Source organism: Pseudomonas sp. R4-15 (genome assembly GCF_055768815.1).
Map to the genome: position 1 here is coordinate 3,831,919 of NZ_CM147293.1, position 20,405 is coordinate 3,852,323.

Genomic DNA, 20,405 nt, shown 5'->3' on the forward strand with positions numbered 1-20,405 from the left:
ATTTTTCAGTATTTCTCGCGACATGCGTGCGGCGCCCCGCCCAAGGAGAGTTACATGACCGCCATCGTCAAGACAGTCATAGGCCAAGTCATGGCCGTTTCGGCGGAAGGATTTCGCCGCATTCTGGTCGAAGGGGACCGAGTCCTCGACAGCGAAACCGTAGTCACAGGCCCCGAGGGCGCTGTAACCCTTCAACTCGATGATGGCCGCACGCTCGACCTGGGGCGAGACACCCAATGGAGCGAAGCAGCCGGCACCAGCGATACCACCACGGCCAGTGATCAGGCTGCGTCTGTCGAGGATCTGCAGCAAGCCATCGCTGCGGGGCTCGACCCGACCCAGGCCCTGGAGGCCACCGCTGCGGGCCCGGCAGCCCCGGGAGCGGGTGGAACGCCGGGAGCAGCAGGCGGTGGGCATACGTTTGTCGTGCTTGACGAAACCGCCAATAGTGTCGATCCGACGATCGGCTACCCGACTGACACCTTCGAGTCGGCCGCCGTCGCAGCCGGGGAAATCGAAGAACCCACACAGATCCTGACCACCGAACCCGACCCGATCACCGTCGCGGGCGTCACCGCCGGCGAAGTGACCGAGGGCAGTTCGCTGGTCTATGAGGTTCAGCTCAGCGGGGCGACCACGGAGAGTACTACCTACGCCTTCTCTTTCGGTGGCGGCACCGCGTCCAGCGCGGACTACTCGAGCGATCAGCTGAGCTTTACCAACGGCGTCACGTATGACGCGATCAGCGGTACCCTGACTGTCCCGGCCGGCGTGAGCAGCTTCACCATCACCCTGCCCACTGTCGATGATGCGCTTTACGAATCTAGCGAGACGGTTCCGCTCAGCGTAGGCGGGCAGACCGCTACGGGCTCCATTCTGGATAACGAAAGCCTGGGCATCAGCGTTTCCGACCCTGGCCGTATCAGCGAGGGCGGTACCGCGTCGTTCGCTATTGCTGTCGATAGTCCCATCGATGCCCCAACCACCGTCACCTTCACCCTCGGTGGTGAAATCGAAACGGATGATATTGGCGAGGTCACCGTCACCATCGACGGCACCACCACGACACTGACGGCCAATGCGGATGGCAGCTACAGCTTCGAACTGCCGGCAGGTGTCCAGAGCGTATCGGTCGACGTTGCAACGACCAACGACACCGTGTTCGAGGGCAATGAATCCCTGGTACTCACTGCCACTCTCAGCGGTAGCACCGCCAGCGGCGTGGAGCTTCCCGACGGCATCACCGACAGTGGCACCGCCACCATCGTCGACGACGGCACCGACGTCCCCGATCCGGAAGACCCCAACGGTCCCGACATCCCAGGCGACGACGACACCCCGACCCTCACCGTGGGTGATGCCGGGCGCATCAGCGAAGGTGGCGTCGCCTCCTTCGCCGTGTCGCTGGACCATGCCGTCGATGCACCGACTACCGTCACCTTCACTCTGGGTGGTCAGGTCGAGGCCGATGACATCGGCACTGTCACCGTCACCATCGGGGGTGTGACTACCACGCTGACGGCTGCAGCTGATGGCAGCTATAGCTTCGAACTGCCGGCCGGCGTTACCGATGGCGTGACCATCGATGTCACCACCGTCAACGACAGCGTCTTCGAAGGCAACGAGCAGCTGGTGCTCGACGCCACGCTGACCGGTACCACCGACAACGGCACTGCGCTGAACCTCAGCGATTCCGGTACGGCCACCATCGTTGACGACGGCACCGACGTACCGGATCCGGAAGACCCCAACGGTCCCGACATCCCGGGCGACGACGACACCCCGACCCTCACCGTGGGTGATGCTGGGCGTATCAGTGAAGGGGGTGTGGCCTCCTTCGCCGTCTCCCTGGACCATGCCGTCGATGCCCCGACTACTGTCACCTTCACTCTGGGTGGCCAGGTCGAGGCCGATGACATCGGCACCGTGACCGTCACCATCGGTGGTGTGACCACCACCCTTACCGCCAATGCGCAGGGTGAGTACAGCTTCGAACTGCCGGCCGGCGTCACCGATGGTGTGACCATCGACGTCACCACCGTCAACGACAGCGTCTTCGAAGGTAACGAGCAACTGGTGCTGGATGCCACGCTGACCGGCACCACCGATAACGGCACCGCCCTCAATCTGTCCGACAGTGGCACCGCCACCATCGTCGACGACGGCACCGACGTGCCGGATCCGGAAGATCCCAACGGCCCGGACATCCCGGGCGACGACGACACTCCGACCCTCACCGTCGGCGATGCCGGGCGTATCAGTGAAGGTGGCGTCGCCTCCTTCGCCGTGTCCCTGGATCACGCGGTCGATGCCCCGACCACTGTCACCTTTACCTTGGGTGGCCAAGTCGAGGCCGATGATATCGGCACCGTGACTGTCACCATCGGTGGCGTGACCACCACGCTGACGGCTGCAGCTGATGGCAGCTACAGCTTCGAACTGCCGGCCGGCGTCACCGATGGCGTGACCATCGATGTCACCACCGTCAACGACAGCGTCTTCGAAGGCAACGAGCAGCTGGTGCTGGATGCCACGCTCACCGGTACCACCGATAACGGCACCGCGCTGAACCTCAGCGATTCCGGCACCGCCACCATCGTCGACGACGGCACCGACGTGCCGGATCCGGAAGACCCCAACGGCCCGGACATTCCGGGTGACAACGACACCCCGACCCTCACCGTGGGTGATGCCGGGCGCATCAGCGAAGGTGGCGTCGCCTCCTTCGCCGTGTCGCTGGACCATGCGGTCGATGCCCCGACCACCGTCACCTTTACCCTGGGTGGCCAGGTCGAGGCCGATGATATCGGCACCGTGACCGTCACCATCGGTGGCGTGACCACCACGCTGACTGCGGCGGCTGATGGCAGCTATAGCTTCGAGCTGCCGGCCGGCGTCACCGATGGCGTGACCATCGACGTCACTACCGTCAACGACAGCGTCTTCGAAGGCAACGAGCAGCTGGTGCTGGATGCCACGCTGACCGGTACCACCGATAACGGCACCGCGCTGAACCTCAGCGATTCCGGCACCGCCACCATCGTCGACGACGGCACCGACGTGCCGGATCCGGAAGACCCCAACGGTCCGGACATTCCGGGTGACAACGACACCCCGACCCTCACCGTGGGTGATGCCGGGCGTATCAGCGAAGGTGGCGTCGCTTCCTTCGCCGTGTCCCTGGATCATGCCGTCGATGCACCGACTACCGTCACCTTCACTCTGGGTGGCCAGGTCGAGGCTGATGACATCGGTACTGTCACCGTCACCATTGGTGGCGTGACCACCACGCTGACGGCTGCAGCTGATGGCACCTATAGCTTCGAGCTGCCGGCGGGCGTCACCGATGGTGTGACCATCGATGTCACCACCGTCAACGACAGCGTCTTCGAAGGCAACGAGCAGCTGGTGCTGGATGCCACGCTCACCGGTACCACCGATAACGGCACCGCGCTGAACCTCAGCGATTCCGGTACGGCCACCATCGTCGACGACGGCACCGACGTACCGGATCCGGAAGATCCCAACGGTCCGGACATTCCGGGTGACAACGACACCCCGACCCTCACCGTGGGTGATGCCGGACGCATCAGCGAAGGTGGCGTCGCCTCCTTCGCCGTGTCCCTGGACCATGCCGTCGATGCCCCGACCACTGTCACCTTCACTCTGGGTGGCCAGGTCGAGGCTGATGACATCGGTACTGTCACCGTCACCATTGGTGGCGTGACCACCACGCTGACGGCTGCAGCTGATGGCACCTATAGCTTCGAGCTGCCGGCGGGCGTCACCGATGGTGTGACCATCGATGTCACCACCGTCAACGACAGCGTCTTCGAAGGCAACGAGCAGCTGGTGCTGGATGCCACGCTCACCGGTACCACCGATAACGGCACCGCGCTGAACCTCAGCGATTCCGGTACGGCCACCATCGTCGACGACGGCACCGACGTACCGGATCCGGAAGATCCCAACGGTCCGGACATTCCGGGTGACAACGACACCCCGACCCTCACCGTGGGTGATGCCGGACGCATCAGCGAAGGTGGCGTCGCTTCCTTCGCCGTGTCCCTGGATCATGCCGTCGATGCACCGACTACCGTCACCTTCACTCTGGGTGGCCAGGTCGAGGCTGATGACATCGGTACTGTCACCGTCACCATTGGTGGCGTGACCACCACGCTGACGGCTGCAGCTGATGGCACCTATAGCTTCGAGCTGCCGGCGGGCGTCACCGATGGTGTGACCATCGATGTCACCACCGTCAACGACAGCGTCTTCGAAGGCAACGAGCAGCTGGTGCTGGATGCCACGCTCACCGGTACCACCGATAACGGCACCGCGCTGAACCTCAGCGATTCCGGTACGGCCACCATCGTCGACGACGGCACCGACGTACCGGATCCGGAAGATCCCAACGGTCCGGACATTCCGGGTGACAACGACACCCCGACCCTCACCGTGGGTGATGCCGGACGCATCAGCGAAGGTGGCGTCGCCTCCTTCGCCGTGTCCCTGGACCATGCCGTCGATGCCCCGACCACTGTCACCTTCACTCTGGGTGGCCAGGTCGAGGCTGATGACATCGGTACTGTCACCGTCACCATTGGTGGCGTGACCACCACGCTGACGGCTGCAGCTGATGGCACCTATAGCTTCGAGCTGCCGGCGGGCGTCACCGATGGTGTGACCATCGATGTCACCACCGTCAACGACAGCGTCTTCGAAGGCAACGAGCAGCTGGTGCTGGATGCCACGCTCACCGGTACCACCGATAACGGCACCGCGCTGAACCTCAGCGATTCCGGTACGGCCACCATCGTCGACGACGGCACCGACGTACCGGATCCGGAAGATCCCAACGGTCCGGACATTCCGGGTGACAACGACACCCCGACCCTCACCGTGGGTGATGCCGGACGCATCAGCGAAGGTGGCGTCGCCTCCTTCGCCGTGTCCCTGGACCATGCCGTCGATGCCCCGACCACTGTCACCTTTACCCTGGGTGGCCAGGTCGAAGCCGATGACATCGGTACTGTAACCGTCACCATCGGTGGTGTGACCACCACGCTGACTGCGGCGGCTGATGGCAGCTATAGCTTCGAGCTGCCGGCCGGCGTCACCGATGGCGTGACCATCGACGTCACTACCGTCAACGACAGCGTCTTCGAAGGCAACGAGCAGCTGGTGCTGGATGCCACGCTGACCGGTACCACCGATAACGGCACCGCGCTGAACCTCAGCGATTCCGGCACCGCCACCATCGTCGACGACGGCACCGACGTGCCGGATCCGGAAGACCCCAACGGTCCGGACATTCCGGGTGACAACGACACCCCGACCCTCACCGTGGGTGATGCCGGGCGTATCAGCGAAGGTGGCGTCGCTTCCTTCGCCGTGTCCCTGGATCATGCCGTCGATGCACCGACTACCGTCACCTTCACTCTGGGTGGCCAGGTCGAGGCTGATGACATCGGTACTGTCACCGTCACCATTGGTGGCGTGACCACCACGCTGACGGCTGCAGCTGATGGCACCTATAGCTTCGAGCTGCCGGCGGGCGTCACCGATGGTGTGACCATCGATGTCACCACCGTCAACGACAGCGTCTTCGAAGGCAACGAGCAGCTGGTGCTGGATGCCACGCTCACCGGTACCACCGATAACGGCACCGCGCTGAACCTCAGCGATTCCGGCACCGCCACCATCGTCGACGACGGCACCGACGTACCGGATCCGGAAGATCCCAACGGTCCCGACATCCCGGGCGACAACGACACCCCGACCCTCACCGTGGGTGATGCCGGACGCATCAGCGAAGGTGGCGTCGCCTCCTTCGCCGTGTCCCTGGACCATGCCGTCGATGCCCCGACCACTGTCACCTTTACCCTGGGTGGCCAGGTCGAAGCCGATGACATCGGTACTGTAACCGTCACCATCGGTGGTGTGACCACCACGCTGACTGCGGCGGCTGATGGCAGCTACAGCTTCGAACTGCCGGCCGGCGTCACCGATGGCGTGACCATCGATGTCACCACCGTCAACGACAGCGTCTTCGAAGGCAACGAGCAGCTGGTGCTGGATGCCACGCTCACCGGTACCACCGATAACGGCACCGCGCTGAACCTCAGCGATTCCGGCACCGCCACCATCGTCGACGACGGCACCGACGTGCCGGATCCGGAAGACCCCAACGGTCCGGACATTCCGGGTGACAACGACACCCCGACCCTCACCGTGGGTGATGCCGGGCGCATCAGCGAAGGTGGCGTCGCCTCCTTCGCCGTGTCGCTGGACCATGCGGTCGATGCCCCGACCACCGTCACCTTTACCCTGGGTGGCCAGGTCGAGGCCGATGATATCGGCACCGTGACCGTCACCATCGGTGGCGTGACCACCACGCTGACTGCGGCGGCTGATGGCAGCTATAGCTTCGAGCTGCCGGCCGGCGTCACCGATGGCGTGACCATCGACGTCACTACCGTCAACGACAGCGTCTTCGAAGGTAACGAGCAACTGGTGCTGGATGCCACGCTGACCGGCACCACCGATAACGGCACCGCCCTCAATCTGTCCGACAGTGGCACCGCCACCATCGTCGACGACGGCACCGACGTGCCGGATCCGGAAGATCCCAACGGCCCGGACATCCCGGGCGACGACGACACTCCGACCCTCACCGTCGGCGATGCCGGGCGTATCAGTGAAGGTGGCGTCGCCTCCTTCGCCGTGTCCCTGGATCACGCGGTCGATGCCCCGACCACTGTCACCTTTACCTTGGGTGGCCAAGTCGAGGCCGATGATATCGGCACCGTGACTGTCACCATCGGTGGCGTGACCACCACGCTGACGGCTGCAGCTGATGGCAGCTACAGCTTCGAACTGCCGGCCGGCGTCACCGATGGCGTGACCATCGATGTCACCACCGTCAACGACAGCGTCTTCGAAGGCAACGAGCAGCTGGTGCTGGATGCCACGCTCACCGGTACCACCGATAACGGCACCGCGCTGAACCTCAGCGATTCCGGCACCGCCACCATCGTCGACGACGGCACCGACGTGCCGGATCCGGAAGACCCCAACGGCCCGGACATTCCGGGTGACAACGACACCCCGACCCTCACCGTGGGTGATGCCGGGCGCATCAGCGAAGGTGGCGTCGCCTCCTTCGCCGTGTCGCTGGACCATGCGGTCGATGCCCCGACCACCGTCACCTTTACCCTGGGTGGCCAGGTCGAGGCCGATGATATCGGCACCGTGACCGTCACCATCGGTGGCGTGACCACCACGCTGACTGCGGCGGCTGATGGCAGCTATAGCTTCGAGCTGCCGGCCGGCGTCACCGATGGCGTGACCATCGACGTCACTACCGTCAACGACAGCGTCTTCGAAGGCAACGAGCAGCTGGTGCTGGATGCCACGCTGACCGGTACCACCGATAACGGCACCGCGCTGAACCTCAGCGATTCCGGCACCGCCACCATCGTCGACGACGGCACCGACGTGCCGGATCCGGAAGACCCCAACGGTCCGGACATTCCGGGTGACAACGACACCCCGACCCTCACCGTGGGTGATGCCGGGCGTATCAGCGAAGGTGGCGTCGCTTCCTTCGCCGTGTCCCTGGATCATGCCGTCGATGCACCGACTACCGTCACCTTCACTCTGGGTGGCCAGGTCGAGGCTGATGACATCGGTACTGTCACCGTCACCATTGGTGGCGTGACCACCACGCTGACGGCTGCAGCTGATGGCACCTATAGCTTCGAGCTGCCGGCGGGCGTCACCGATGGTGTGACCATCGATGTCACCACCGTCAACGACAGCGTCTTCGAAGGCAACGAGCAGCTGGTGCTGGATGCCACGCTCACCGGTACCACCGATAACGGCACCGCGCTGAACCTCAGCGATTCCGGTACGGCCACCATCGTCGACGACGGCACCGACGTACCGGATCCGGAAGATCCCAATGGTCCGGACATTCCGGGTGACAACGACACCCCGACCCTCACCGTGGGTGATGCCGGACGCATCAGCGAAGGTGGCGTCGCCTCCTTCGCCGTGTCCCTGGACCATGCCGTCGATGCCCCGACCACTGTCACCTTTACCCTGGGTGGCCAGGTCGAAGCCGATGACATCGGTACTGTAACCGTCACCATCGGTGGTGTGACCACCACCCTCACCGCCAATGCGCAGGGTGAGTACAGCTTCGAATTGCCGGCGGGCGTCACGACGGGTATCAGCATCGACGTCGCGACCGTCAAGGATGGCGTCTTCGAGGGCGACGAACTGCTTACTCTGCAGGCAACCCTTTCGGGCGCCTCGGATAATGGCACCTTGCTCTCCAGCACTGACTCTGGCGAGGGTGTGATCTTCGATAAGAGCGCTCCGATCTTCGTCGATGGCGATGCGACTGTCGCCGTCTCCGAAGAGGGCTTAATCGGCGGCGTGGCAGATAGCGAAGGTACGTCCGATACCACCGATGCCACGGTCATCACCGGACAGATGAAGGTTAGTGACGCGGATGGAGATGCACTGACCGTAAGCCTTGGTCTGCCAGCGGCATCCCTTTCCTCCAACGGCACCACCATTACCTGGTCACTGTCTGCAGACGGACACACGCTCACTGGTTCTGCCGGCCAAGATACCGTGATGACGGTCACCATCGATGATGCCGGCAACTATCAAGTCACGCTGCTGGCCCCCGTCGATCACCCGGACATCACCGTCGAGGACGTCGTCAGCGTCGGCATTCCGGTCACCGTCAGCGACGGCACCAGCAGTGCCACGGCACAGTTGTCGGTCAATGTCGAAGACGACTCCCCGAGCGCATCCGTCAGCGATGCCGTGAGCACCACCAGCGTAGACATTCCTGACGTCTACACCGGCAAGGTCAGCTTCACGGGGAACGGCGGCACCTCTGGCACATCGGGCATGACATTCGCCGGCGGCGCAGTTCTCGCAACAGGCCAGGGTTTCACCAGCGCGACGGATCTTTCCCTTGTTGCAGCAGGCATCAACCAGAGCAACACGGGTATTGGGGTTGCCAGCAACGCTAACCCCTACCACACGCTGCCTAATGAAGTGGACTATCGCGTGTTGGCCGATGGTACTGCTGCGTCGGAGCAGCTCACGCTGAGCCTGACCGATGGCAAGGTGGCCTACGGCCTGCAACTCGAGTTTGCGCAGATGTACGGCGGTGAGCTCGAAACCGGTATCGCCTACTTCTACCGCGACGGTGTATTGGTCGCGACCCAGGAGTTCAGCTCGGATGCCAATAGCGGCAACTACGCGGCCAACTTCGAAGTCGTAGAAGGCGGCTTCGATACAGTCGTGCTTGAAGCCACCAGCAACGGCAACGGGTTCAACACCAAAGATAACAGCGACTTCACAGTGACCAGTGCCACGTTCCTGGGCACCGACACGCCGCAGGCGGTCGCTTATGCCCAAGGTCAATTGGCCTTTGAGTACGGCGCCGATGGTGCTGGCGACGTCGTGTTAACCGGCACCACCGACAGCCTCACGACGGCGGCGGGCAAAGCGGTTACCGTTACCGTCTCCGAGAACGGTAACACCGTGACGGGCGTGGACGCCGATGGAGCGCTGGTCTTCACCGTCCAGCTCACTCCAGCCACAGGTCATTGGGAGTTCTACCAGTACCAGCAACTGGAAGACGGTCACGACAACATCATCGACCTCGGCTTTACCGTCACAGATGCTGATGGTGACTCCACCAACGGTAGCTTCCACGTCGAGGTCAACTCCGCACCGGATATCGAAATCGATGGTACCGCGACGGTCTCCGAAGAGGGGCTGAGTGGTGGCATTGCAGATACCTCCGGCACCAGCGATACGACGGACAGCACGACGTATACCGGGCAAGTGAAGGTCAGCGATGTGAACGGAGATACCCTCGCCGTCACCCTGTCCAAGCCGACGGCCACGCTAACCTCTGGCGGCGTTCCCATCACCTGGGCGCTGTCTGCGGACGGACACACGCTGACCGGCAGCGCAGGAAAGACGACGGTGCTCACCATCAGCATCGATGACGAGGGCCATTACCGGGTCGATCTGCAGGCGGCTCTGGACCATCCGGACGCCACTGTCGAGGATGTCCTGTCGATCAGCGTACCGGTCACCGTCAGCGATGGCAGCACAAGCTCTACTGCGAACCTGACGGTTGCCATCGAGGACGATAGTCCGGCGGCCAGTGACATCGTGCAAGAGGTCAAGATCACCAGCGATACGCTGGTGATCAGCAACCTGCAGGCGGGCTTCGTCAATCCGAAGTACGAAGCCAAAGGCAGCACTTCGGGCAGCAAGACCTACAACACCGACAGCGACAATTATGCCGACAAGGTGGAGTGGGGCGTGGATGGCAGCCACAAAGGCTCCAGCTATACGCTGGTCGATAACTCGCTTTACAGCAGCAACTCGGGTACCTCGGTAGAAGTCGGCACCCTCATCAAGCTCGGTGAGTTCACCCACGACAACCAGAGCATCTCTGGTGATGTAGCCTCGCTCGACAAGGTGACGCTGACGATGTCCCTGGACATCCTGGTCAACGGTCAGAAGACCACCGTTACCTTCGACGTTCTGCTCGACCATACCGAAACGCCCAATGGCAGCGACCCTGCCGCATCGGCCGATATCATCAGCCTGCCGGCGCAGGACGTTACGGTTTCGATTTCCGGAACCGATTACACCTTCCATCTGCAAGGCTTCATGGATGCCGGCGGCAATATCGTAAACACCATCAACACGACCGAAAACGCCAGTAACACCTACAGTATCTACGGTTCGATCGACTACACCGGGTCGTCCAGCGTTGTCTCCGGCAGCGTTGCCAGCGAGGCCGGTGCCGATGGTCTGGATCATGTCGAGTGGTCCAGCGGCACCGGCACCGTGACCCACGGCACCATCACCAATGACTATGGCACGCTCACTGTCGCATCCGATGGCAGCTACAGCTTCACCCTCAGTGATGCGGGACGTGCATTGCTCGCCGAATCAGGAAGCGCCACATCGAGCTTCAGCTATACGTTGGTGGACAAGGATGGCGATACCTCTAGCGCCACCCTGACCCTGCAACTCACCAGCGAGCGCTACGAGGTCACCACGGGGACCGGCGGCGACGATAACCTTGCCGGCGACAGTGCCAACGACATCATCATCGGAGACGTTAGTAGCCTGCAGATGGTGCCCGGCGAGAACTACAACATCGCCTTCATCGTGGATTCCTCGGGCAGTATCGGAGACAAGTCGCTGGCGAAAATGGTCGATCAGCTCACCCAGGTGTTCGAAACGCTGCAATCGAGCGCAAGCACGGCCAACGCAGGCACGGTCAACGTCTACCTCTCCGACTTCGACAGCCAGGTGCAGTCGAGCGTCAGTGTCGATCTGTCTTCAGCCAATGCATTGAGCACGCTGGTCAGTGAGCTCAAGAGTATGACGTCGGGCGGCTATACGAACTACGAGGATGCGTTCAAGGCGGCTGCCAACTGGTTCAATAGCGCAACGGTGGCCTCGAACAGCGGCACTAACTTGGCTTACTTCATCACAGACGGCGAGCCGACTGCCTATCAGAGTAACGAGTCGGAAACCGTCGTGGTTGCGAGCAATAGATTTGGCGCCACCACCAGCATCACTGTAGACAATGCCTATGTAGCTGGGCAAAACACGACGGTCAATATTGATGGCAGGGCACGTACCGTCATCGATAAGGACGGCGTGGTCTACAAATGGTCTGAAGGCTGGAACGGCTGGACCAGCAAAGCCATAGGCCTGATCCGCGCCCAAGGTGACGGTACCTACGAGTTCTCAACCATCAACGGGAACGGCCGCGCTAGCGGTGACAACCTCACCACCAGCATGGCTCAGGCTCTTGCAGCCTTTGGCCTGCTGTCCTCGGTCGATGTGCATGCCATCGGTATCGGCGACTCGCTCGATAGTTCGCAACTGGCCAAGTTCGACTCCGACGGAGTCGTCCAGGCGAATATCGATCCCAGCAACCTCGCCGCAACCATCCTGGGTGGTACCACGACAGCTGCCCACGGCGACGACACCCTCAACGGCGATAGCGGTAGCGACATCCTGTTCGGCGACAGCATCAGCTTCGACGGCATTGACGGAGAAGGCTTCCAGGCGCTTCAGGCCTTCGTCGCCCAGCAAACCGGTACCGAGGCCAACAGCGTTTCCACTCAGGATGTGCATGCCTACATCACGGCTAATAGCGCCGTATTTGATGTATCCAGCGCCAATGATGGCGATGACGTTCTAACCGGCGGAGATGGCAACGACATCCTCTACGGCCAGGGCGGCAACGACACCCTGATCGGCGGCGCGGGTAATGACCTGCTCTATGGCGGTGACGGCAATGACATCCTGATCGGTGGTCCCGGCGACGACATTCTCACCGGCGGCGCCGGCGCGGATGTCTTCAAGTGGGAAGCAGGAGATCTGGGCAACGATGTGATCACCGACTTCAATGCGAGTGAAGGCGATCAGATCGATCTATCCGGACTGCTGCACTCGATGCAGGATGGAGACAACCTCGACCAGTTCCTGAGGTTGATCAACGTCAACGGCACCGAGACGCTGCAGGTCAGCACTGCCGGGGAGTTCACCAGCGATCCGTCCACCAGCGGCAGCGCGGATGTAACCATCACCCTGCAAGGCAATTCCATGCCTTCGGGCATGACCTCCTCCGACGCCATCAACAGTCTGATCGAAAGTCACGCACTGAAGGTCGACTAAGGCCTCTGGCCGGGCGATGATGATGCCCTGCTCTCTTACGGGAGCAGGGCATTTTTTATGATGACTGCGCTGGAAGCCTCCAATGCCCTACATTCAACGCGACACCCAGAATCGAATCATCCGCGTCGAGCAGGAGCCCTTCACGGATATGACCGAGGAGCTCGATGCGAGCGATGACGAGCTGGTGGCCTGGCACGAACAGCGCAGCCTGCTGCAGTTGAAGCAAAGCGACCTGGACATGATCCGGGTACTGGAAGACTTAATTGACGTGCTAATGCGCAAAGGCGTACTGCGGATTACCGACCTACCACCGGCCGCCCAGCAAAAGCTCTCTAGCCGTCACCAGGCACGCGAGAGCCTGGGAGGCCTAACGCGCCTGATCAACGAGGATGAACAGGGACTGATTTAAAGGTTGCTCAGCGCCAGATATCGGGCTCACCGAAACCACGTCCCTGCACGCCCTGTACTCCCATCTCACGCAACACCCTGAGCTCGCCTTCGCTTTCTACACTCTCGGCAATAAGCGGTAGGTCGATGCTCGAAGCGGCTCGCTGCATCGCCTCGATGAACAGACGCTTGTCGTTTTCCTTGTCGATGTCGCGAATGTAGCTGGCGTCGATCTTCAACCAGGCCAGCCCCAGGCGCGCGAGGTTACCGATCAGACTGAAACGCCCGCCAAAGTGCTGCAGGCTGAGGGCATAGCCCAGCTCGCGTAGACGCACGTTGATCGATTCCAGAACAGCCTGGGCCGGCAAGCCGCCCTCCTGAATCTCGATGGTGAGCCGACCGGCGCAACTCCGGTGACGGCGCAGGAGCTCGTATACCCGCTCCAGCATCGTCGGCTCCGATAGCGTCGCCGCAGAAAGGCTCAAGGCGACCTTCTGCCCAGCTCGCGCATCCAGATGTAGCAGCGTCTGCTCGAGCATTACCAAGTCCAGCCGGGAAGACCAGCCAAAACGCTCTATCCAGGGCAGGAACTGCCCCGCAGCAATAGTCTGGCCGTCACCCCGCTCCAAACGCGAAAGCACTTTGAGGTGTAGCACGCGGGCAGTATCCGCCGCAGCCACGACAGGCTGCACATAGAGCTTGAAGCGCCTCTCACTGAGCGCCTCATCGAGTAACTCATGCCAGACGTTCGATTCGTCGGGAACCCCCGCCGTCGCCTGCTCGATACAGCCCCAGCCTTCGCTAGTATTGCTCTCCGCCAGCACCAGCGCCTCGTCGGCCTGGCGCAGCAGCGCCATGGGCTCGCCGCCGGAGGTAAAGGGTGCCAGTCCAACGAAGGCCACGGGCTCGACGTCACTCGCACCGGTGGCATAGAGAGTCGCCAGACTCTGACGTAGCGATTGAACCATTTGCGATGCTTCATCTCGCGTCAAACCCGGCAAGAGCAGAGCAAACTCACCCCCGCGAGAGCGCGAGGCCAACGCGTCGTTCTGACCAAACGCGTGCGCCTGCTGCTGCAGGGTCTTGGCCAGCGAGCGCAACAGGGCATCGGCGTGCTGCCCCCCACAACGCTGGTTCAAACCGGCTAGATCGTTGACCCTTAGCAGCAGCAAGTAGCCGTGACTGGCCTGCTCCTCGGCCGCTAGACGGCTAGCCAGCTGCATTTCGAACGCCCGCCGGTTGGCCAGACCCGTGAGTGAATCCTGATAAGCCTCCGCACGTAACTGTTCGCTGCGAGCAGCCTGTTCCTCGAACAGCGCCTTGAGCTTCTCCACCATCAGGTTCATCGCCAATACCACACGCCGCAATTCAGGCGTACGTGGCAGATCACGCAGGCTGAGGAACTCGCGGCGCGCGATCGCTTGAGCCTGCCCTACCAGGTAATCCAGGGGGCGCAACTGCCTACGCAGGAGCAAGGCTCCGACCACAGCGCTGAACAATCCACAGAGCAACAGCCACGCCAGGCTACCCAACGCCTCGTTCCACAAGCGTTTCACGGCGAACAATGGATGGCTCACCACCTCGACGCGCGCCGCTTGCTCCCAACCACGGCTGACGATGGCCTCCCCCGCCTCGGGCCGCAGATCGATCAGCGAGACGAACCATCCCGGTACGTCAACATCTACAGGGACGCCGCTACGATCGACCAATATTTCCCCACTGGCGATATCCACCACGCGGATGCTCGCATAGTAGCCACTGTCGAAGATGGAGCTGACCATCAGTTCCATCATCGCCGGGTCGTCCACGTGCGGTGTCAGTGACAAGCCCAACGCTGTCGCCGCGTCCTGGGCATGGGCTCGCAACTGATTGGCATATTGACCACGGGAGGCCTCCAGCCCAACCAGGAAACTGCCTCCGAACGCCACCACCAGAAACAGGCAGATGGCGAGCAACAGCTGTTTGAACAGGGACATTGCTTCTCCTATGGGGCCGCATTGGCCGGGAACCCCTCGGCGGCCATTTTCTTCAATACATCCTGCCAGCGGGAAAGACGCTTGCTGTCCCCCACGGGCTGATTCCCTTTTCCTGAAAGCCAGAGACCTTCGCCGTTGAAGGCATAAACGGGCAACAGATCCTGACGCTGGCTGGCTGGACGAATCTCGCTGATCAAATTGTCCAGAACCAGCGGAACCGAATTCGGCGTTTCGTAGTAGGTAAGCACCATGTGCGCCTGATTGAGGCGCAGTGCCTTGACATAGGTAATTCGCAGGCGGCTAGAGGGAACGCCGAGTTGGCGCAAACTGAAATACTTGGCTAACGCATAGTCTTCGCAGTCACCGGCGCCCTTCATAAGGGACTCCACCGGCGTGGCCCAGTAGTCCTCCTGACGCCAGATGCGGCGATCATCCTCGAAGCGCAACTGCGCATTGAAGAAGGCATTGACCTTGTCCAGCTTCTGCCGCTCGTTCATGGCGCTGCTGTCAGCCAGCATGCGCTGCCAACCGCCTATGCGCTCACGGCCAGCGCCGAGTGGGCCATAGAGCTGCTCGGCACGCTGCAGGATTCGCGAAAAATCCCAACTCTGCGAATACACCGATAGCGCACCGCCGAGCAGCAGAGCCGCCAGCGCTACACGCCAGATGCCGCGCAGGGGGAGAAGTCCAGCCATGGGCTCGTCGTCGTGTCTGGGAGTGGTGATGTTGCGGGGTCATACCAGGAAAGACAATAGCTCATTGCCTGCATGGGCTCCATTCCAGCACTCGAACCTCGTGCCCCCAATTGGGTATGTCGCGAAATACCGCCAGCGATTCAGGCGCCGAGCTGATCGCTCTAGTCGCACCGATCTGGGCCAAGAATGTCGGTTCGAACCTGCCACCCCTGCCTCCTGGTTCGCTCCTCGAACCGTTTCAGACGTGACCAGCATAGAGTCCGGCATTAGCATGTAGCTCTCACCGCTTAGAGCCTGATCATGACTAAAAAGGACGTGAGTCACTGCCCGCTCTGCGGCGCTGCCAATCACTGTACGCTGGCCTCCCCGGAGACAGCGGATCGACCTTGCTGGTGTTTTACGGCGCAAATAGAGGCTCGCGTTCTGGAGCGGATTCCGGAGGCCGAACGCAGGCAATCATGCATTTGCCCTAAGTGTGCCTCCCCGCTGAGGAGCAGCGATCATGCGCCTTGATCGGCTGGTGGGCCACCTGGGCATGCTGGGACGCCCGGATGTACGCATACGACTGCAGACAGGGAGGGTTCGTGTGGACGGACTGGTCCAGAGGGACGGCACCCGGCAGATCAGCCGCTTTGAACAGGTTCAAGTAGACGAGCGGACTTTGCAGATAGGCCTGCCCCGCTGTTATCTGATGCTCAACAAACCTGCGGGCTATGTCAGTGCCAATCAGCACGACGAGCATCGGTGCGTCTTCGAGTTGATCCCTCGCAAGCTTCAGCAGGACCTGCACTTGGCAGGGCGCCTGGACCTGAACACCACAGGGCTACTGCTGATGACCAATGACGGAGAGTGGTCCAGAAGACTAACCCTGCCGGCCAGCAAGCAGCCGAAGGTCTATCTGGTCGAGGTCGAGCAGCCGCTTGATCACCGCTATGTCGAGCGCTTCGCGCAAGGGCTGTACTTCGCCTATGAAGACTTAACGACTTTACCGGCCCAATTGGAACTGCTCGGTAGTCACCAGGCCCGCCTGACTCTGCATGAGGGGCGTTACCATCAGGTCAAGCGGATGTTCGGGCACTTTCGCAATCGTGTACTCAGCCTACACCGTGAGCGCATTGGATCCCTTGCCCTGGAGGATCTTCCCGAAGGGAGCTACCGAGCTCTCACGGACGAAGAGATAGCTAGTTTCTGATCAATCGACACTTCAAATCATGGCGTTATTCTGGTACAAAGACGGCCTGCTGAGCGGGCGTCGTATAATGGCATTACCTGAGCTTCCCAAGCTCATGACGAGGGTTCGATTCCCTTCGCCCGCTCCAGTGTTTACAAGGCCCCGCTCTGCGGGGCTTTTTTATTGGTGACAGTTTCGGTCGCAGTTTCCCTATTGCCGCTGTCACCAACTATCACCCGTCGCCCGACGCTTGGCGGCCACGTCCCAAAGGCTGCATGCTGTATATAAATACAGCAAAGGTAGCCCGATGGGCCGCATCAACCCCCTCCCCGATCCTACCGTGCCGAGCCTGCCGAACTGGCAGCGACTGCTTGCTGACGATCGCGAGCGGCTGAACTGGCCGGAGTACTACTACGAGATCCTCGCCCGGATGGCAGACCAGCTGCTGCAGCTGGGCCTGGTCGATGCGCTCGAGCATCACGACTTGGTCGAGCTGGCCGCGGCCGGGCGGGATCACGCGATCGAGCATCGAGAGACCGTGTGCAGGATCTACCAGCGGAACGGCACCTACGGCGTGGTGCGGGTGGGCGGCGATCGCGTGGGGAGGCTGATGGCGGCGCACTACTACCCAGCCGCTGGCGTCGACCAGGGCTCGCTGCAGCAGGACGCCAGCGTAGAGATCACATGCGATGGACTAGCGCTGCTCAACCGGAGCACGCCAGAGCCGATTGCGTGCATCGTTGATCAGCGAATGACGGGGAGTGACGGGCGGGAATATGCGCTGGTACCGGAGACGGTGCGCATCGAAGGGCGGGAGGTGCCGGTGATCGACGACCTGGACGAGTTCCTCGCAGCGGTCGCGTTGCTGGAAGCGGTGCGGGAGGCGGGGGATATCGAGCGGGCGAAATGGCTTGAGCGGCGGGTGCGGTTTGCTCAGTGGGTGACATGCACGTGCGTCGACGTCTATAACTGCCCATGCGAGGGGACTGGTGCACTGGCAAAAGCGATCAAGGCATCGACGGATCAATCATGCCGTTCGTCGGCAAACTCGCGCGCCTCTTGAGGTGCACCATGGGTGCACCTATAATAACTATCAACGGGAAGCGCAAAGCGACCCACTCACTGCCGAGTAGGCAGCCCAGAGACCAGGAGAACCATCATGAAAGCACTCGTTATCAACGCCCAGAACGACATCCTTTTCACCGTTGACGCTGACGCTGACGTTCGTGAAATCGAGATCGCCGGCGATGTCACCACCGACGGCGCCCCGGTCAACCGTCGGACCTACAAACTCACTCGCAGCCAGGCCAACTTCAAGCGCGCAGAGCGCATGGAGCTTGACTCGCTGATCCGTCGCGAGCATAACGGGTTCACCTTCTACACCGCTTGAATCTCCCGCGGGGCGAAAGCCCCGCTACTGCCGAACAGGCAGCGCCACGCCGGTGGCATACGTTCACTGCCGAGCAGGCAGCCCAGAACTCAGGAGACTCACCATGGCTGACCACGCCTATCTGAACGAAGTAGAAGCGCGCCTGCTGTCTTTCATCGAAACCCGCGCCGACCCGCAAACAGGCCGCTGGAGCGTCGATTTTGTTGAGGAAATGCTGGGCTCAAACGATCACGGCCCGCGGCCCGATACCGACGATGAATATGCCGTTGTCGGTGTCAACTATCGCCAAGGCGTGCCGGTCATAGACCCTCGATTCCCGAAATTCCAATTTCGCGGGGGCCGTATACTCAAACTGGTGCGCAAATCCTGGGCCGGCGTGTACTGCTTTAGAACCGAACAGCAGGCCATCGACAAAATGCGGGGCTGGATCTACAGCAATCGGCCAGACATCGTGAGCGCGTGCCACACTGAAACGCGGGACGCTATCGCCTACCGCCGTCGCCTGAGCGCCTCCGATGAATAAGCCTCTTTACCGCGTCCTGCTCAACGGCGAACTGATCTGCGAAACAGACTGGCCGCCGCGCGCCCAGGCAGCCTGGGCACGCGCGACGACTGATCGCGATTCGGCACACCATGGCGGCAGTGCGGTCCTCGAAAAAGATGGCCGCCACCTGCAGACCGTTCGCCCAGCAACGGGCCGGCGCACACCCTGGCCTGATCCCGAGGTGCCCGAATGCAACGGCAGCGACGTGGCGCGCGCGATCGGCCTGCTGCTGCGCCATGACGGCTGGGACTATCGCGAGATCGCGGATGCAATGACCGCCAGCGGGCTGCCCACCACCCGCTCCCGCATCGACGGGATCTGCGCCACCAGCAAGGGCAAGCGCACCGAGCCGACACCGGCGGAGCTGGTCACGCTGATCTATGCCGTCCTGAGCGAATACAAACATTCAGAAGGGTGACTGACCGTTCGTCGGGTACAGGGTAAACCCCTTGAAGGTGCACCAATGGTGCACCTATAGTTAACTCAACGGGAAGCGCAAAGCACCCGCCACTGAAGAAGCCGGCAATTCCGCACGGCATGCACAGAGGGAAACACCATGAACGCCACCAGCCTGAAAGACCTGCTCGCCAACCTCCGCGCCCTGAGCGCTGACGAACTCGAATCCATCGACCTGACCTCCCTGCCTACTTTTGGCGGCGAAGAACCGCTGAACACCGACTGCATCTGGTCCTGGGATGAAACCTCCCTGCTCGTCGGCACCCAGGTCGGCACGGGCGAATTCATGGGCGATTTCCAGATCGTTGCTCGCGACGCTGAATAACCCGTAACGGCCAAGTGAGGAGATCGACATGAAAATTGCTATTTACTCCCGCACCGAATCCGGGCTCGTCAGCTACCACGGCGTAGAGGACTGGGACAGCGAGCAGCAGATGCTGGAATATCACTTCCGGGACGATGAGCAGCCAGAACCGGCGGCGCTGCTGGGATGGCCGAATACCAGCGTGGTCTGGTACGGCGACCTGGGCATCGGCCAATAAACCCAACTGCCCCGGCCCAGCGCCGGGGCTCTCAATTGGAGCACCTACATGGCCAAGAAAGCCGGCATCCACATCGGCCCGCAGCTCGAAGCAATCATCGGCGTGACCGGCGATGAATCGGGTATCACAACGAGCAAGCGGGTGAACGTCATCGGCGATCGCTTCGCCGAGATCCTGCGCCGCGAGCGCGTCGAGAAGCTGTTCAGCGAGGCCGAGTGGAATGCCCTGCGCGACATGCTCAACGGCACCCTGAGCGAGCCCGCCAGCGTGATCCGCGGAAGCCTGCAGATGGGCTGGGAAGATTCGCTCGAGGACGGCATTGCCGAGAAGTGGGACGTTGACCCGAAAGCGATGCACGGCAAGCTCGCAGGGCTGACATACGTGCAGGAAGTGGCGGCGATCGAGGCCGTCGAACAGTGGTGGCGGGAACAGCGCGAGAGTCGGTGACTCCCGCAGCTGAAAACAGGCCTACCGATCGTCGGCCTGGCGGG

At 61.9% G+C, this 20,405-nt stretch carries 13 protein-coding genes and 1 tRNA gene; 12 read left to right on the plus strand and 2 right to left on the minus strand.

The window, feature by feature from the left end; all coding sequences use genetic code 11:
- Nucleotides 1-54: 54 nt before the first annotated feature.
- A complete protein-coding gene (locus tag ACYRGX_RS18495) occupies nucleotides 55-12,753 on the plus strand; it encodes a retention module-containing protein (RefSeq protein ID WP_473053903.1) in 12,699 nt (4,232 codons plus the stop codon).
- An 82-nt stretch (nucleotides 12,754-12,835) separates the two neighbouring features.
- Nucleotides 12,836-13,162, plus strand: coding sequence for a tryptophan synthase subunit beta (locus tag ACYRGX_RS18500; protein WP_473053904.1), 327 nt, complete (start codon nucleotides 12,836-12,838; stop codon nucleotides 13,160-13,162).
- Between the two features lie 7 nt (nucleotides 13,163-13,169).
- On the opposite strand, the gene lapD is transcribed toward ACYRGX_RS18500, so the two are convergent.
- Both lapD and lapG read right to left on the minus strand, forming a co-directional pair.
- Nucleotides 13,170-15,116 carry a cyclic di-GMP receptor LapD gene (gene lapD, locus ACYRGX_RS18505; protein ID WP_473053905.1) on the minus strand — a complete coding sequence of 649 codons (1,947 nt, stop codon included), beginning with the start codon at nucleotides 15,114-15,116 and terminating at the stop codon, nucleotides 13,170-13,172.
- 8 nt (nucleotides 15,117-15,124) lie between these two features.
- On the minus strand, nucleotides 15,125-15,811 hold the full coding sequence (gene lapG / locus ACYRGX_RS18510; RefSeq protein ID WP_473053906.1) for a cysteine protease LapG: 687 nt from the start codon (nucleotides 15,809-15,811) through the stop codon (nucleotides 15,125-15,127).
- A gap of 300 nt (nucleotides 15,812-16,111) precedes the next feature.
- Here lapG and ACYRGX_RS18515 point away from each other — a divergent pair, with 300 nt between their 5' ends.
- The 10 genes from ACYRGX_RS18515 (at nucleotide 16,112) to ACYRGX_RS18560 (ending at nucleotide 20,361) form a co-directional block, all read left to right on the plus strand.
- Nucleotides 16,112-16,324 carry a cysteine-rich CWC family protein gene (locus tag ACYRGX_RS18515; protein ID WP_473053907.1) on the plus strand — a complete coding sequence of 71 codons (213 nt, stop codon included), beginning with the start codon at nucleotides 16,112-16,114 and terminating at the stop codon, nucleotides 16,322-16,324.
- On the plus strand, nucleotides 16,314-17,003 hold the full coding sequence (locus tag ACYRGX_RS18520) for a pseudouridine synthase (protein WP_473053908.1): 690 nt from the start codon (nucleotides 16,314-16,316) through the stop codon (nucleotides 17,001-17,003). Before ACYRGX_RS18515 ends, ACYRGX_RS18520 begins: the two co-directional genes overlap by 11 nt.
- A 53-nt stretch (nucleotides 17,004-17,056) precedes the next feature.
- A tRNA-Gly gene (locus tag ACYRGX_RS18525) sits at nucleotides 17,057-17,130 on the plus strand.
- A gap of 159 nt (nucleotides 17,131-17,289) precedes the next feature.
- Nucleotides 17,290-18,045: a hypothetical protein gene (locus ACYRGX_RS18530; protein ID WP_473053909.1), complete on the plus strand. Its 756-nt coding sequence runs from the start codon at nucleotides 17,290-17,292 to the stop codon at nucleotides 18,043-18,045.
- Nucleotides 18,046-18,141: 96 nt separating this feature from the next.
- On the plus strand, nucleotides 18,142-18,372 hold the full coding sequence (locus tag ACYRGX_RS18535) for a hypothetical protein (protein WP_473053910.1): 231 nt from the start codon (nucleotides 18,142-18,144) through the stop codon (nucleotides 18,370-18,372).
- A 103-nt stretch (nucleotides 18,373-18,475) separates the two neighbouring features.
- Nucleotides 18,476-18,895, plus strand: a complete 420-nt coding sequence (locus ACYRGX_RS18540; protein WP_473053911.1) for a hypothetical protein — start codon at nucleotides 18,476-18,478, stop codon at nucleotides 18,893-18,895.
- Nucleotides 18,888-19,334, plus strand: coding sequence for a hypothetical protein (locus ACYRGX_RS18545; protein WP_473053912.1), 447 nt, complete (start codon nucleotides 18,888-18,890; stop codon nucleotides 19,332-19,334). Before ACYRGX_RS18540 ends, ACYRGX_RS18545 begins: the two co-directional genes overlap by 8 nt.
- 138 nt (nucleotides 19,335-19,472) lie before the next feature.
- The gene (locus ACYRGX_RS18550) at nucleotides 19,473-19,697 is read left to right on the plus strand and encodes a hypothetical protein (protein WP_473053913.1); all 225 of its coding nucleotides are present in this window, start codon (nucleotides 19,473-19,475) and stop codon (nucleotides 19,695-19,697) included.
- A 28-nt stretch (nucleotides 19,698-19,725) separates the two neighbouring features.
- The gene (locus ACYRGX_RS18555) at nucleotides 19,726-19,914 is read left to right on the plus strand and encodes a hypothetical protein (protein WP_473053914.1); all 189 of its coding nucleotides are present in this window, start codon (nucleotides 19,726-19,728) and stop codon (nucleotides 19,912-19,914) included.
- Nucleotides 19,915-19,962: 48 nt separating this feature from the next.
- Nucleotides 19,963-20,361, plus strand: a complete 399-nt coding sequence (locus tag ACYRGX_RS18560; protein WP_473053915.1) for a hypothetical protein — start codon at nucleotides 19,963-19,965, stop codon at nucleotides 20,359-20,361.
- Nucleotides 20,362-20,405: the final 44 nt, after the last annotated feature.